The organism is Novosphingobium terrae, from assembly GCF_017163935.1.
In the GTDB taxonomy this organism is placed as follows: domain Bacteria; phylum Pseudomonadota; class Alphaproteobacteria; order Sphingomonadales; family Sphingomonadaceae; genus Novosphingobium; species Novosphingobium terrae.
Genome location: NZ_JABVZR010000002.1, coordinates 327,338 through 342,682, shown reverse-complemented (window position 1 = coordinate 342,682; position 15,345 = coordinate 327,338). Strand labels below are relative to the sequence as shown.

The following is a 15,345-nucleotide window of genomic DNA, read 5'->3' as shown; positions in this document are numbered from 1 at the left end:
TCATGTCGGCATGAACATGCGCAAGCTGGCCGAGGGATTCCGCCTGCTGCTCGGCGCGATGCCCTCCGCGTTCGTCCCGTCCACCCGGCTTGATGAGGCGCATCGCCTGATTGCCAGCGGGGAGTGGAGCGTGTCTCAGGCCGCGTGGGAAGTCGGTTATACGCCTGCCGCTTTTGCCACCGCGTTTCGGCGCAGGTTTGGGGTTGCGCCCAGTGTTCCAAGGGGATGAAAAAACGAGAATGCGAGAGTGTCGCATCCGCCAGCATGTCCTGAACGCCGGATTGGCCAGAGAGCATAGGCTTTACGAGATGATAAACCAGCCCTCCGGTCGGCTGTCATATTCAGGCATCAGAGTCAAAATTGCACTCCCCGAGAAGTATCGACGGAACCACCGGCTGTCGGCAAAAGTGGGTTGCTGGGGCTCGCGGCCAAAGCTACAGCGCTTCTGAGAAGCTTTCGCAACTTCTGGTTTGGTGCTCACGAGGGTGTGCAGGATGTTATCGTGAACCACCATCGGCTCGCTCTCGATCTGTATCGCGCGCATCGCCTTGCTCTGACCCGCTACGCCGATACGATCATCGCCGACCGTGCGCAGGCCGAGGATGTGGTGCAGGAGGCATGGCTGCGCCTGCATCATGTGAAAGACCCCGATCTCATCCGCGATCCGATTGATTATTTCTATCGGGTTGTGCGCAATCTGGCATTGGACAGCCTCCGTGCGATGAAGCGCGAGACGGCGCGTTTTGCGAGCAGCGTTGATGCCATCGCCGGGGCGGTCGCCGATCAGCAGCCCTCGGCTGAGCAGGCCAGCACTGCGCGCAGCGAGTTGGACCGCGTGATGGAAGCGCTGGCGGAACTGCCCGAGCGCACGCAGATTGCCGTGCGCATGAACCGCATGGAGGGACGCAAGCTGCGCGAGATCGCTGCGCATCTCGGCCTTTCGGTGGGCAGGGTCCACACGCTGATTGCCGAGGGTGTGGCCTATTGCGACGCGCGCCGTCATGTCGGAACCGAGGCCCGCGGTGAACATTGATCTTCCCATGTCGTCCGGGACATATGGCAGGCCATTCTCCAGCGCTTCTCCTGCGGTTGCCGCCCATGGCTGACCCTCTGCAACAGGCCCGCAAGGAGGCGGCAGGCTGGCTGATCCTGTTGGAAGACGATCCGGAGGATCACAAGCAGCGCGCCCTGTTCCAGCAGTGGCTGGCTGCCGATCCCAAACACGCCATGGCCTGGAACAGCATCAGCCATACAAGCGATCTGCTGGCTGCGGCGCCGCCTCCCAAACCTGAGACGCGTTTCAGAATGGGCCGGGTCAGCTGGGCAGGGCTGGCTATGGCCGCGATGGTGGTGATGGCGGTCACGCCCGGCCTGCTGCTGCGTTTGCGCGCCGATGAGATCACCGGAACCTCGGAGATCCGCACAGTCAATCTGGCGGATGGCAGCGTGATGCGGCTGGGACCGCGCAGCGCGGTTGCTGTGTCCTTTTCCGGTGGGGAGCGGCGTGTCTCGCTTCTGGCAGGCGAGGCCTTTTTCGATGTCCGCCATGATGCCGCCCGGCCTTTCCTTGTGGAGAGTGCGGGGATGGTCACCACCGATGTCGGCACGCGCTTTGATCTGGCCCTGCGCGGGGGCGCTTCGGTGCTGGCGGTGGATGATGGGCAGGTGCGCGTCGATGTTAAAGGAAGCCCGCATGGCACCAATCTGGGGCGTGGTGAATGGCTGCGTCATGACGGAGATCGGATCGAAAGCGGAAGCGGCCTTCCGCCCGAACTGACCGCCGGGCCCTCGACCCGTATCGCTGCGCGCAATCGGCCGGTTTCCGAAGTGGTGGATGCTCTGCGCCCGTGGTTTGGCGGCACGATCATCTTGGCCGATGCAGCTCTGGCGGGCAGTCCGGTGACGGGGGTTTTCGACGCGAGTGACCCCAGGGCGGCGCTGACGGCTTTGGTGGGGCCCGCAAGGGGGCGGGTGGTGCAGATCACCCCATGGGTGTTGGTCGTGACCGCGCGCCAGTAACACAACCATCAAAATTTTTCCTGTCGGCGCAAAAAAATCGGCGAGTGCCATCGTCTCCCAACGAAATGTGCATCTGCGACGCAATTGCAGCTTGCGACGTGGCGTTGGAAGGAACGAGAATTCATGAAGACCCGTGCTGAAGGCATCTCCATCAAGCGCATCTGCCGTCAAGCAGGCGCCATCGCCCTGATGGCCAGTTGCGCATTGCCGCTCTGCTTGCCGCAGGCTCAGGCTAGGCCCTCTGCTGGTAGCGCGGCGCGCAGCTTTGCGATTGCGCCCGGTCCCTTGGCCGATGCGTTGATCCAGTTTGGTTATCAGTCCGGCCTGCAGGTCGCGGCCAGTGGCGCGCTGACGGCATCGGCCCGCTCGCCGGGCGTTTCGGGCACGCTCGCTCCGATGGCGGCGCTATCGCGCCTGCTCAGCGGTACGGGGCTGACGTTCCGGATCACCGGTCAGGATACAGTGCAGCTTGAGCCCGCGCCCCAGACTGCGGGCAGCGCCATCCAGCTTGGCGCGGTCGAGGTCGAAGGCATGAACGGCCCGAGTGGTGGCGCAAACGGGCAGAGCGCTGCCGCTCATTCCAGCGACCCCTATGCCGGGCAGGTGACGCCGCCCACCACCATCGCCTCAAAGATGCCCGTCAGCCAGCGCGAGACGCCGCAGACGGTCAATGTCGTCAGCCAGATGCAGATCCAGCGGCAAAATCTGGTCGATCTCAACGATGCCCTGCGCCAGACGCCGGGTGTGGTGGTCGCGCCCTATCGCGATGCGCGTTCCGACCTGTTTTCACGCGGCTTTCCGATCGACAACATCCAGATCGAGGGTGTGCCGATCGACATTTCGACCGCCTCGAACGGACCGCTCAGCCCCGGGCTGGCGATGTATGACCGCGTCGAGATGCTCAAAGGCCCTGCCGGGCTGTTCAACGGCTTTGCGGGGCCGGGGGGCACAGTCAATCTGGTGCGCAAGCATCCGCTCGATGTGTTTCAGGTGAATGCTGATCTGGGGATCGGCAGCTACAATGATTACCGCGAGACGCTGGATGTGACCGGGCCGGTCAACACCAGCCATTCGGTGCGCGTGCGCTTGCTGGAATCTTACCAGAGCACCGATCTCACCCAGAACACCACCTACAAGCGCAACCTGCTGATCTATGGCGTGGCAGAGGCCGACCTTTCGCCCTCTACCCTGCTACGCGTGGGGGGCAGCTATCAGCGTCTGGCGCAGCGCAGTGAATCGCAAGGGCTGGCCGCCTATGACGATTACACCCTGCTGCGTCTGCCACGTTCACAGTATGTCGGCAGCCCCCTCAACCATGATGCCTACAACTCCACCACCGCCTTTCTGGAACTGGAGCAGAGACTGGGATCGGGCTGGCAGCTCAAGCTGAGCACGCTCTATTTCGGCAACCGTTCCACCGACATTGCAGGGGCCTATCAATCCGGCGCGGTTGAGCGTGCCACCGGAGACTTTACCTATTTCAGTTTCTCCGGGCAGGAGCGGATCGACCAATATGCCGTCGATCTCCACGCCACCGGGCCCCTGCAGCTGTTTGGGCAGACCCACCAGCTGGTCGTCGGCTTCAACCAGCAGCATACCGACGATTATCTTCTCGACGGGCTGGGGGCAGGGCTGGCCACGGCCAATCTTGCGCAGGATCTGGCACATCTGCCCGCCGTGCCGATCACCACCTTCTATGGCGGCACCACATACGCCGATCGCTACAGCCTCTATGCCAATGGCCGCTTCAGGCTGATCGCGCCGCTGACGCTCATTCTGGGGGGCAATCTCTCCTGGTGGCGCGGCATCTATGATCCCGATCCGGCCAACAACCCCTTCGGCAGCACCCGCACCGCTGACAGCGAAAAGGCCAAGCTGACCCCCTATGCAGCGCTGGTGCTCGATCTCGATCGCCATCACTCGCTCTATGGCAGCTATGCCAAGGTGTTCCAGCCGCAGACCGCGCGCACCGAAACAAACGCTCTGGTCAAGCCGGTGGATGGCGAGCAGTTCGAGGCCGGGCTGAAGGGTGAATATCTGGATGGTAAGCTCAACGCCGCCCTTGCCCTGTTCCAGATCACCGAACGCAACCGCGCCATCACCGATCCGCTGCAGCCTTTGTCGGGCTTTTCGGTGCCTCAGGGCAAGGTGCGCAATCGCGGGATCGAGGTTTCGCTCTCAGGACAGATCACGCCTGACTGGACCATCAACACCGGTTATACCTATACCGAGGTCAAGGTGCTGAACGCTGCCGACGATGGCGCGACCGGCAACGTTGATGGCTGGGAGCCCTTTACTGCCATCGCGCCGAAACACCTCTTCAAGCTGTGGACCGATTACCGCCTGCCGGGCCGCTGGTCGAAATTCAGCCTTGGTGCCTCACTTTATGCAACCAGCAGCTACAGCACGGTGGCGACCAGCGGCACGTTGGTGCAGCCGGCCTATACCACGGTGGGTGCGCGGATCAGCTATCGCGCCACGGATCGTGTCACGCTGGCCGTCAACGCAACGAATTTGGGCAATGCCTATTACTATCAGTCGATTGGTGGTGTGGGCGGGCAGAATTTTATCGGCGATCCGCGACGAATTCTGGGAACTGTGCATGTCACCTACTGATGTTTGGGTGCCATTTCACGTGCGAGATATCGGAGGCGGACATTGAAAGGTCTTCAGCTTTCACCGCGAATACACTGCGAAGAAAGGTTGGAATTCTTTCAAAAACTAGTCCTTCATTCATAGAACACGCCGGATCGCGAGCCGTCACATAGCTCTTTGTCGCCTGCCGTTTCCTAGGGATGAAGGGCTGCTTTCGCAAAGCAGTTTCCGGACCAGGATGGACAGCCATCTCGGCGGAAGCAGGGGGGAATCGAGGCAAAGCGGCAAGGCGCCAGGATGGTCTGGGGACCGGAATAGGGGGGTAGGCAAAGCCGCTATTGGTTCAGATGCAGGACGTGACGGCACCGGAACTCTCCTCTGGTGCGGGGTGCTTCTGGTCGATTTTAGGTGGTCGCACCGGATGTCAAAGATCGGCCATTGGTCGGCCTGTTTTACGCACACCATCAAAGGCCAAGGGAGTTGGCTCCATGAGATGCGGTCAGTCAGCTGACGGTTTCAGTAAGTGATTGCTTTTGCAGCCAAAGCGTGATCCATAAAGGCTTTCATGCTTTGAACCGGACACCCTCGATATGAGCAGTGATGAATACCCTATCGAACTTCTGAAGATTCGAAGGATTTGGGTTTTTACGCCGCTGATGCAGATTATCGCTGTTTGTCTTCTATATATTTCAACAACACTTCTATTTTCTCGTAGCTTCCATTTGAACGGCAATATGCTTGGAGGCCCTCCGGATGTTTGGATTTTATTCGTTCCCATCACAGAGGAAATTTTATTCCGAGGTTTTATCCTGGGCGCCCTTGAGAAAGCCTACGGCGGAATATGGGCGATTGTTATATCTTCAATATTGTTCGGACTTTGGCATTTGAAAAATACATTCTGGATGACAAATGGCGATCTTGAATATCAAATGTTTTATACTGCCTTCATTTTTGGCCCCATAACGGCGGCTATGACGCTCAAATTACGGTCGATATGGCCGGGTGTTATCCTGCACTACCTGAATAACTTTCCTACGGAATTGATCCCACCTCTAGGTGGCTGGTGGTAAATTAAGAGTAGCGGAAATCTGTCAATCTGATCGTTTTTAGGTCATGGGAATTGCCAAGGGCGATAATTACAGTTTGGAGGATTGCTCTGTTATTTTTTAGGTCGCTTTGGGGGGATTACTTTATGGTTAGGCCGAGATGCAATCATGGCAGGAATCCTGACGAAATGGATGTCGAATCACGTCCGGTATGCGGGAGCGAGGTTCATCAGTTTCGCTCGGATCATTGTGATGTGTATCTCGACCTTGTTTGCGATAAAGGGGCGCAAGAAGTGGAATCTATACAGCAAAAATTGGTATTCAGGCCTTCGATTATTCGGCATTGCGCTCAATAATGTAAAATATTAAGATTATATATTCATATCCGACTTGTCAGAACGCCAGCGTGGCGCCGGTTGAAATCGTGTCCGAACTGGCCTTATTGCCATTGTGGGCCGTTGAATCGGTGTGAAAATATTCCCCGATCAGCGTCACCCAATCCGTCAGCTGATAGCGGATCTGCCCGGCAGAGGTATAGGTGTGCTTCACCAGATCGGAGACCGGCTCGTCCTTCGCCAGACCCAGCGAGCTGCCGCCATAGCTGCCGCCGAACTGGAAGCGCCCCACCTTATAGGTGCCTTGCAGATAGTATCCGTCACCTTTGCGGGTGTTGCCATTATCCGCCACGGCCAGCTGGAATAGGCCGATGATGCCCAACCCTTGGCTGGTGTAGTAATAGCCCGTCAGCGCGAAGGGGCCGTAACCCAGCTTCGCGCCCATATCGATGCCCTTGCCGGTATAAGGCGTGCCCACCGCGCCTGTCATCGGATCATGCTTCTGGATGATGGCCGAGGACCATAGCGTGGCTGACAGATCGTTGATCTTCGTGTTGTAGGTCAGGCGGTATTGGAAGCCCGGCGTGCTGTTGACTTCCGACCGGCCCACGGTTTCCAAAGGCTGGAAGACACCCACAGAGGCCTTGAAACCTTTGATATTGGGCGTGGTGTAAGTGATCTGGGGAATCCAGTCGGAATAGATATAGCCCGCGCCGATGCGCCCCAGTGTGGAATTGGTCGGCGCCGGATTGGCGGGCGCGATGCCCACGCCCAGCAACACCATATCCTGAAGCTCTGCATCCACGCCGAACAGGCCGGTGTCGCGCCCGATCTTGAACTCGCCCACGCCGGGGCGAGAGAGGGTGAGATTGACCTGACGGATGTCGAGCCCGCCGGTCTGGAAGGCCTGAGGCGAACCGGCGCCCGCCGCAATGCTGGTGATGCCCGGATAGAAACCCAAGGTCATGCCGATATCCCAGCCGCGCTGGGTGGTGGCAACATTGCCGACCAGATAGGCCGGAGCAAAGCCCGAACGGATCGACGAACTGGTCTGCCCCGCCTGCGCGACGCCACCGTTGACGGTATGGGCCGCATCGGCAGGCGAGCCGCTGTTGTGAACATAATAGCCGTTGACCGAGCCATGGAGCGTCAGCCGCACATCGCCCACGGCGAGGCCAAGGCCATGATCGAGGCTGCCGGTGACTTTGAGGCCTTTGTCTGGCGCTGCTGCGGTTGCCGGGGCCGTGACAGGCACGGTTTCTGCCGCCGAAGCGAGTTGCGTTGTGCCTGAAGGAGAGGGAGCTGGCGTGGTCTGAACGGCGATCGCATTGCTGGCCGGTGCTGCCGGTTTCATCCGGGCGATCACCGCATCATAGTCCTGCTGCGTCAGCACGCCGCGTGCTTTCAGGCTCTGCATCAGATAGATGATCGGGTCGTTGGACGGCGCTGCTGCCGTGTCCTGCGCCTGAGCCCGATCCGGCGCGGCAAGGCTCAGCGCGATCAGCGCCAGCCCGTACAGGGTCTGTTCTGTTGGTCTTCCGCGCTGGCCTGCCTTTCGCACGCGCGCAGCGGGGTTCTGACCGGTGCCCGTGCGGGCTCCTGCCTTATTGCTCATGGGCAATCCTTCCTGATGTTATGATTTTTCTCGGGTCAAACGCGGGTTGCGCCGCGCGATCTCAGCCGGGAGGCGGTCTTTTGGTGTTCGTCAGCATGGTTCGATCCTTTCCTCCGTCAGCGTGCCCTAGCCAAAGCGCGCCTGCGGTTCCGTGCGGCACAGGCGGTCATTGGCGGCGCGCTGCCTGATGGCGGGTTTTGGCAGCGGCGCGTCCTGAGCGAAGAGATTGATCGCCGTGTCATAGAGAAACTGCGCCGCCGGGGTCAGCGGCAGCCCGGCGCGCGTGAAGACGCTGAGCGGCAGATCGGGCGGCATATCGTCCACGGCAATGATGTCCAGCTGAGCGGCAAGGCTGGAGGCCTCCACAGCGATGCGCGGCAGCACGGCCAGCATCTCCGAATTGGCGACCAGCGCCGCTGCCGAGAGCAGGCCCGAAAGGCGGATGGCCGCGCCTTCGCTCAGCGCCAGCCACGGCATCATGCCTGCTTCCGGCCAGTTCATTTCGCTCAGCTCGATCCAGTCGAGCCCGCGCAGCTCGGCAAGGCTGGCGGCATCGGCGGCGGGGTGACCGGCGCGGCAGAAGATCGCCTGTTCCATCACCACCACGCGCTCCTCGCGCAGCGCTGGCGGCAAGGGCGAGGAGCTGGGCGGGGCGATGCACAGATCGATCGTGCCCTCGCCAAGCCTTTTGTGGAGGTCGGGCAGATCGCCCTCCACCACGATCAGCCGCACCCCCGGCCAGGCCCGGCGGAAGCGGCGCACCATGGCGGGCATGGCCACACGCTGCGCCGTGGAAGACAGGCCCAGCGTCACCGAACCGACCTGCTCGCCCGCTTCCTGAGCGGCTTCGTCGCGGCTCTGCTCGATTTCCATCTGCACGCGGCGGGCGCGGATCAGGAAACGTTCGCCCGCCGTGGTCAGGGCCACGCCGCGCGCCGAGCGCAGCAGCAGTTCCACGCCCAGATCATGCTCCAGCTCGCGGATGCTGCGGCTCAGCGCGGATTGTGCCACGCCCAGGGCGCGCGCCGCACCATGCAGGCTGGCGTGGCGTGCCACCGCGTCGAAATGGCGCATATGATGCAGCTTCATGGGCGTTCTCCGAAAGTCATCGCCCGGATAAAACTGGCTGCTTTCGCGGGCTTGTGGGGGTGCCTAGCTTGTCTCTCACGGGGCCCAAATCCTTGAAGGACGCGCCCCTGAACAAGGAGAGAGATATGACCAAGATTTCGGGTTCGGTCGCCTTGGTGACGGGTTCCGCGCGGGGCATCGGCAAGGCCGTTGCGCTGCGTCTGGCGGAAGACGGGCATGACATCGCGCTGAACGATATCGCCGCCAATAGCGACCAGCTGGAAGAGACTGCCGGCGAAATCCGCGCCAAGGGCGTGAAGGTCACCACCGCCATCGCCGACGTTTCGGTCGAGGCCGAGGTGAAGGCCATGGTCGACAAGGTCGCCACGGACCTGGGCGCGCTTAACGTGATGATTTCCAACGCGGGCATCGCGCGGGTGGAAAGCCTGTTGGAAACCACGGTCGAAGCGTGGGACAACATGATGGGCGTCAACCTGCGCGGCACCTTCCTGTGCTACAAGACCGCCGCCGAGCAGATGATCAGGCAGGGCACCGGCGGCAAGATCATCGGCGCGGCCTCCATCGTGGCCTATCGCCCGTTTGCGCTGCTTTCGCCCTATTCGGCTTCCAAGTGGGGTGTGCGCGGGCTGACTCAGGGCGCCGCCATGGAGTGGGCCAAGCACAAGATCACCGTCAACGCCTATTGCCCCGGCATCGTGGGCACGGCGATGTGGGAGCTGATCGACGAAAAGCTCGCCAAGGAAGAAGGCCTGCCCAAGGGCGAGGCGATCAAGAAATACTCCGAGGCGATCCTGCTGGGCCGTGTCTCGGTGCCCGAGGACATCGGCAAGCTGGCCTCCTACCTCGCCGGGCCGGACAGCGATTACATGACCGGCCAGTGCGTGCTGATCGACGGCGGCATCCAGTTCTCCTGATGGAACGGGGGCCGGCCCGGGTGTGAAGCCCGGGCCGGTCATGCCCAATGCTCCTTGCGGGAGGTCTGGCCGATGCCGGGGTTGAAGCAGTTGCAGGGATCGAGCGCGCGATAATGCTCCTGCAATGCGGGCTTGGCAGGATAGAGATGGCCGACATTGTGCTCGGCGGGATATTCGGCGCCACGCTGGTCGAGGATCTCCAGCATACGGTGTTCCAGCGCATGAACATCGGTGCCTTTGCGCACGATGTAGTCCTGATGGAAGACGTGGCAGAAGAAGTGCCCGTAATAGAGCGCATGAATGACCGGCTCGCTGATCCGGGCGGGCAGGGTTTCAAACCAGTCCTGATCGTTGCGGCGCAGCGCCACATCGAGTGCGACAATATCCTCCACATCGCGGTGATGGACCGCCCGATAACGGACGGCCGCACCGGCAACGGCGAAGCGATGGAGGAAGGCAGCGGTGGCTTCTTCCGGCGTGCATTCATAGAAATCCCCCATGCCACTGGGGAAGGTTACGGCCAGCAGCTTGCGGGTTTCAGCGATGCCCTCGCCCGCCATTTTCAGGATGAGGTGATGCTCATAGCGGTCGCGGTAGGCACGCATCCGCTTGGGCAGATGGTTGGGGAACAGCTTGCTGGCAAATTGCATCACGCGGTCGCCCAGCCTGGTGGCGATGGCATCCACGCGGCCTTTCAGCGCAAAAAGTGCGGGTAGGCGATCGGTGCCGAGGTGCTGGATCGCAAGAAATGTGTCCTTGCCGTAGATGGCGGCGATGTCGAAAGCGGTGCGGTGAATGTACTCGCCGGAGATCGGCAACGAAGTGAAATCGCCGAGGATCGCACGGCGCAGCGCGGTCAGTTCCGCAGTGTCATTGGTGCCGATGTAGAAGGTGGCGGTTTCTTTTTCCGCGACGAACGTATCGAGGCGCACCGCGAAGAGCATCAGCTTACCAGCGCTGCCCGAAGCCTCGAACAGGCGGGCGGCATCGGCGTTGAAGCGGGCGGGGGTTTCGGCATCGATGGCGCGGACATGCGCGCCATAGTTCTGATCCGAGGCGCGACCTTCTGCGCTGATATCCGAGGGATCGAACCGACCCTGTTCAAGACGCGCAAGGATGGTTTCAGGATCGTCGCCCAGAGCGATGCCCAGATGGTTGACGAGGCGCAACTGCCCCTGCTCATCCACCCGCGCATACAGTGCCAGCTCGGTATAGACCGGCCCGCGCCGCACCAGCGACCCGCCCGAATTGTTGCAGACCCCGCCAAACACCGAGGCGCCGATGCAGGAGGAGCCGATCACCGAATGCGGTTCGCGCCCCAAAGGCCGTAGCAGCTTTTCCAGCTCGAAGAGGGTGGTGCCCGGCAGGCAGACCACCTGAGCGCCGTCCTGGATCAGATGCGTGCCGGTGATCCGCATGGTGTTGATCAGCACCACCGGGCGGTCATAGGCGCCATGCGGCGTCGATCCGCCGGTGAGCCCCGTGTTGGCGGCCTGCGGGATGACGATCACGCCGGCCGCAACGCAGGCCTGCAACACCCGCCACTGCTCCACCAGCGAGCCGGGCTGCACCACCGCCAGCACCGGGCCCGAGCCGAAGCGATAGCCGGTGGCGAAGCGCCGCGTGGCGCCTTCGCCGGTCTTCACATGGGCGGTGCCGACGATGGCGCGCAGGCGGGGCAGCAGGTCGGCGCTCATCAAAACACATCCTTGGCGGCGCGGCGGCGGGCGAAGTCTTCCACGGATCCGGCGCGTATAAAGGGATTGGTGGCCAGTTCCTGAGCGATGGAGGTGGGCAGGGTGATCTGCCCGGCCTCACGTTGGGCGGTGACCGTTGCCGCGCGCTGTTGCAGGGCGGCGCTCTCCGGCTCGATGGTCAGGGCGAAGCGCGCATTGCCCAGCGTGTATTCATGGGCCGCATAGACCAGCGTTTCGGGCGGCAGCGCGGCGAGCCGCTGCATATTGCCCCACATCTGCTCCGCCGTGCCTTCGAAGATCCGCCCGCAGCCCATTGCAAACAGCGTATCGCCTGCAAACAGCACGCCGGGCAGATGGTAGGCGATATGGCCCAAAGTATGGCCGGGTAGGGCGAGCACATGGCCGATATGCTCGCCCAGACGCACTGTGTCGCCTTCACCCACCAGCACATCAGCGGTGGCGACCCTGTCGGCTTCCCGCGCCGGGGCGGTCACCAGCGCCCCGGTTGCGGCCTTGATGGCTGCATTGCCGCCGATATGGTCGTCATGCCAATGGGTGTTCCAGATCTGGGTGATCGCCCAGCCCCGCGCCTGTGCCTCGGCCAGCACCGGCTCGGCCTGGCCGGGATCGACCACCGCTGTCTCGCGGCTCACCGGATCATGGGCCAGCCAGACGTAATTGTCGGCGAAGGTCGGGACGGGGACGATCTCCAGCATGGCTCAGCCCAACGTCGCCAGACGCTGCCCTTCGGCATCCGCCGCGACCATCGCAGCCACCACCATGCGCGGCGTGACGGCAAAGGGCGTGTTGTGGATGGTCTCGCCCGGCGCGCAGGCACGCTGCGCCACCAGTTCCAGCTGGTCCGGGCGTGGATCGGTGAGGCCGATTTCCGCAAAGGTGGTGGGCAGACCCACCGCGCGGCAGAAGCCATAGACCTGATCCACCACTGCGCGGGGCCGCCCCGTCAACCACAGTTGCGACAGCAGGCCGAAGGCCACCTTTTCGCCGTGGTAATAGTGATGCGTTTCATCCAGCGCGGTCAGGCCGTTGTGGATGGCATGGGCTGCCGCAAGGCCGCCGCTCTCGAAGCCGAGGCCGCTCAGCAGCGTGTTGGCCTCCACCACATTGTCCAGCGCGGGGACCACCACGCCATGCTGGCAGGCGGTGCGGGCCATCTGGCCTTCCTCGATCAGGCAGGTGTAGCAGAGTTTGGCGAGGCCATGCGAGGTCATCGGGCCGGGGCGCCCGGTCATGTTGGCGGCGCGGGTGGCGCGGCAGTCCTCGGCCTCGAACCAGGTGGCCAGCGCGTCGCCCATCCCTGCGACAAGGAAGCGCACCGGGGCCTTGGCGACGATGCCGGTGTCGATCAGCACCAGATCGGGGTTGCGCGGCAACACCAGATAGCGCTTGAAGGCCCCCTCCGGCGTGTAAACCACGGACAGCGCGCTGCAGGGTGCATCGGTGGAGGCCAAGGTCGGCACGATGGCCACCGGCAGGCCCATGGCATGGGCGACGGCTTTGGCGGTATCCAGCGCCTTGCCGCCGCCGATGCCCACAATCACATCGGTGTCATTGCTGCGGGCCTGAGCGACGAGGCGTTCGACCTCCTCATCGGAGCATTCCGCGCCGAAGACCTCCAGCGTGAAGGGCCCGGCCTTCTCCAGCACGCGCTGAAGATCCGCGCCAAAGGCCTGATGGGCAAAGGCATCGACCACGGCATAAGGCTTGGCGCCGAGCCGCTTCAACTCATCGCCCAGCAGGTCGAGCGCGCCGTCGCCCTGAACATAGCGGCTGGGGAAAATGGCAGTGCTGATCATAAAGCTGTCCCTTGTGTTCCGGATGGGGGAGATTGGCGCGCGGCACTCAGATCTCCTTGCGCGACATCAATCCGGCGATGTGATCTGCCTGACGGATGGCCAGCGCCACGATGGTCAGCGTGGGGTTCTCTGCCGCGCTGGTGGTGAACTGGCTGCCGTCCGAGACGAACAGGTTCTTCACCTCATGACTCTGCCCCCAGCGGTTGACGACGCCATCCTCGGGCTTCTCGCTCATGCGGTTGCTGCCCATATTATGGGTGGAGGGATAGGGCGGGGTCAGCACCGTGCGTTTCGCGCCCACCGCGTCATAGATCGCCGCGCCCTGCTTGAAGGCGTGGTTGCGCATGGCCTCGTCATTGGGGTGATCGTCGTAATGGACGTTGGCCACCGGCATGCCGAACCTGTCCCTGGCATTGTGGTTCAGCGTCACGCGGTTGGTGGCGCGCGGCATATCCTCGCCCACGATCCACATGCCCGCCATATGGTCGTAATGGTCCAGCGCCGAGGTGAAATCACGCCCCCAACCGCCCGGGTTCATGAAGGCGCCCATAAAGGGTACGCCCAGCGAGATCGTCTCGAACTCATAGCCGCCCACGAAGCCGCGCTTGGTGTCGTGGCGCGCCTCGTCGCGGATGATCCCGGCCATCACCGTGCCGCGATACATATGGACGGGCTTTTCGAAGATGCCATAGACCGATCCGGTGGTGTGGCGCATGTAATGTTTGCCCACCTGCCCGGCATTGTTGCCCAGACCATCCTTGAAGGTGTTGCTTTCGGAATTGAGCAGCAGGCGCGGGCTCTCGATGGAATTGCCCGCCACCGCCACCACGCGGGCCTTCTGACGGTGCATGGTGCCATTCTTGTCGGCATAGATCACCGCGCTGGCGCGGCCGCGCGCATCATGCTCGATGCGGATCACCTGACTTTCGGGGCGCACTTCCAGATGGCCGGTGGCCTCGCCCTTGGGGATCTCGGTGTAAAGCGTCGACCATTTGGCGCCCGATTTGCAGCCCTGAAAGCAGAAGCCGATCTGCTGGCAGCTGCCCCGCCCGTCGCGCGGCTGGCTGTTGATCGACATATTGCCGGTGTGGACTTCCTTGTAGCCCAGCTTGGTCGCCCCGGCGTGCAGCACCTTGTAATTGTTGTTCCCCGGCAGGCGCGGGATGCCATTGGTGCCGGTGGTGCCCATCTTGTATTCGGCCTTGGCGTACCATGGTGCCATTTCGGCATGATCGATGGGCCAGTCGAGCAGGGCGGCATCCTTGATGTCGCCATAATGGGTGCGGGCTTTCCACTCATGCTCCTGAAAGCGCAGCGAGGCGCCTGCCCAGTGGGTGGAGGTGCCGCCCACCGCCTTCACGATCCATGCGGGCAGTTCGGGAAAGTCCCGCGCCACGCGCCATGTGCCCGAGGTGGTGCGCTTGTCCGTCCAGGCGAGCTGGGCGAAGCTTTCCCATTCATTGTTGATGAAATCGTTGATTTCATAGCGCGCGCCTGCCTCAAGGCAGACGACATTGATGCCCTTTTGCGCCAGCTCGTTGGCCAGCGTGCCGCCGCCCGCGCCTGAGCCGATGATGACGACCACGCTGTCGTCATTGACGTCGAATTTTCCAGCCATGTTGTATCCTCTCCGCCAGCGCCGTTACGCCGGAAGCCAGTCCAGATCGTTGAAGCCGCGATGGAGGTAGCCGCCCTTTTCAGCGGACGATCCCTCGTAGCCAAAGCCCGGCCACAGCTCTTCCTGATTGTAGAGGGCGGTGATCATGCCGGCGCGCATCGCCTTGAAGAAGGGCGTTCCGGCCTTCTCCATATGGCGCAGCACGAAGACGCGGTCGTCCTCGCTGGCGAGCTCCAGATAGGGCTTGCCCTTGATGGCTTTCGCGGCGCCATCCAGTTCCAGCGCGCCCTGGCCCATGGTGGCCTTCTTGTTCTCGGCGAACTGGTCGTCGATGGTGGCGACGGCCTTGGCATAGGCCTCGTCGCTGACCTTATCGTGCGGATAGAGGTCGCGCGCCATCTTCACCAGCACGGGCAAGGCCGAGGCTGGCCCGGTTTTCAGCGCCACCGTGCCATCGGCAGCATAGGCGCTGCCCGCCGCCAGAGGCACAGCCCCCAGCAGCGCGGCGGTGCCTACCGAGCGCCCGAAGGTGCGCCGGTTCATGATATCGATCCTGTCGATCACACGCATGATCGCTCTCCCTTTCTTATGGTTCTGGAC

At 62.4% G+C, this 15,345-nt stretch carries 13 protein-coding genes; 6 read left to right on the top strand and 7 right to left on the bottom strand.

Annotated features, from left to right (window positions below):
* Nucleotides 1–10: 10 nt before the first annotated feature.
* The 5 genes from HGK27_RS20115 to HGK27_RS20095 all read left to right on the top strand — a co-directional run bounded on the left by HGK27_RS20115 (nucleotide 11) and on the right by HGK27_RS20095 (nucleotide 5,684).
* Nucleotides 11–229 (top strand): helix-turn-helix domain-containing protein, encoded by a 219-nt coding sequence (locus HGK27_RS20115; RefSeq protein ID WP_206244622.1) that lies wholly within the window; start codon nucleotides 11–13, stop codon nucleotides 227–229.
* 273 nt (nucleotides 230–502) lie between these two features.
* A complete protein-coding gene (locus tag HGK27_RS20110; RefSeq protein WP_206244621.1) occupies nucleotides 503–1,033 on the top strand; it encodes a sigma-70 family RNA polymerase sigma factor in 531 nt (176 codons plus the stop codon).
* Nucleotides 1,034–1,098: 65 nt separating this feature from the next.
* A complete protein-coding gene (locus HGK27_RS20105) occupies nucleotides 1,099–2,019 on the top strand; it encodes a FecR family protein (protein WP_206244620.1) in 921 nt (306 codons plus the stop codon).
* Nucleotides 2,020–2,142: 123 nt separating this feature from the next.
* Nucleotides 2,143–4,635, top strand: a complete 2,493-nt coding sequence (locus tag HGK27_RS20100) for a TonB-dependent siderophore receptor (RefSeq protein ID WP_206244619.1) — start codon at nucleotides 2,143–2,145, stop codon at nucleotides 4,633–4,635.
* A gap of 569 nt (nucleotides 4,636–5,204) precedes the next feature.
* Nucleotides 5,205–5,684, top strand: coding sequence for a CPBP family intramembrane glutamic endopeptidase (locus HGK27_RS20095; RefSeq protein WP_206244618.1), 480 nt, complete (start codon nucleotides 5,205–5,207; stop codon nucleotides 5,682–5,684).
* 369 nt (nucleotides 5,685–6,053) lie between these two features.
* Here the strand turns inward: HGK27_RS20095 and HGK27_RS20090 are convergent, their stop codons facing one another.
* Both HGK27_RS20090 and HGK27_RS20085 read right to left on the bottom strand, forming a co-directional pair.
* Entirely contained in the window at nucleotides 6,054–7,610 is a 1,557-nt protein-coding gene (locus HGK27_RS20090) for a porin (RefSeq protein WP_241127667.1), read from the bottom strand.
* Between the two features lie 126 nt (nucleotides 7,611–7,736).
* Nucleotides 7,737–8,699 (bottom strand): LysR family transcriptional regulator, encoded by a 963-nt coding sequence (locus tag HGK27_RS20085; RefSeq protein WP_206244617.1) that lies wholly within the window; start codon nucleotides 8,697–8,699, stop codon nucleotides 7,737–7,739.
* A gap of 125 nt (nucleotides 8,700–8,824) precedes the next feature.
* On the opposite strand from HGK27_RS20085, the gene HGK27_RS20080 reads away from it, so the two are divergent.
* Nucleotides 8,825–9,613, top strand: a complete 789-nt coding sequence (locus HGK27_RS20080; protein ID WP_206244616.1) for an SDR family NAD(P)-dependent oxidoreductase — start codon at nucleotides 8,825–8,827, stop codon at nucleotides 9,611–9,613.
* Nucleotides 9,614–9,651: 38 nt separating this feature from the next.
* Here HGK27_RS20080 and dld read toward each other — a convergent pair whose 3' ends face one another.
* Genes dld through HGK27_RS20055 form a run of 5 tightly spaced genes read right to left on the bottom strand, consistent with a single transcriptional unit; the run spans nucleotide 9,652 to nucleotide 15,315 of the window.
* A complete protein-coding gene (gene dld / locus HGK27_RS20075; RefSeq protein ID WP_206244615.1) occupies nucleotides 9,652–11,310 on the bottom strand; it encodes a D-lactate dehydrogenase in 1,659 nt (552 codons plus the stop codon).
* Nucleotides 11,310–12,026 carry a hydroxyacylglutathione hydrolase gene (gene gloB, locus HGK27_RS20070; protein WP_206244614.1) on the bottom strand — a complete coding sequence of 239 codons (717 nt, stop codon included), beginning with the start codon at nucleotides 12,024–12,026 and terminating at the stop codon, nucleotides 11,310–11,312. Before gloB ends, dld begins: the two co-directional genes overlap by 1 nt.
* 3 nt (nucleotides 12,027–12,029) lie before the next feature.
* Entirely contained in the window at nucleotides 12,030–13,127 is a 1,098-nt protein-coding gene (locus HGK27_RS20065) for a glycerol dehydrogenase (RefSeq protein WP_206244613.1), read from the bottom strand.
* A gap of 46 nt (nucleotides 13,128–13,173) precedes the next feature.
* Nucleotides 13,174–14,745, bottom strand: a complete 1,572-nt coding sequence (locus tag HGK27_RS20060; RefSeq protein ID WP_206244612.1) for a GMC family oxidoreductase — start codon at nucleotides 14,743–14,745, stop codon at nucleotides 13,174–13,176.
* A 24-nt stretch (nucleotides 14,746–14,769) separates the two neighbouring features.
* Nucleotides 14,770–15,315, bottom strand: a complete 546-nt coding sequence (locus HGK27_RS20055; protein ID WP_206244611.1) for a Twin-arginine translocation pathway signal — start codon at nucleotides 15,313–15,315, stop codon at nucleotides 14,770–14,772.
* Nucleotides 15,316–15,345 lie beyond the last annotated feature (30 nt).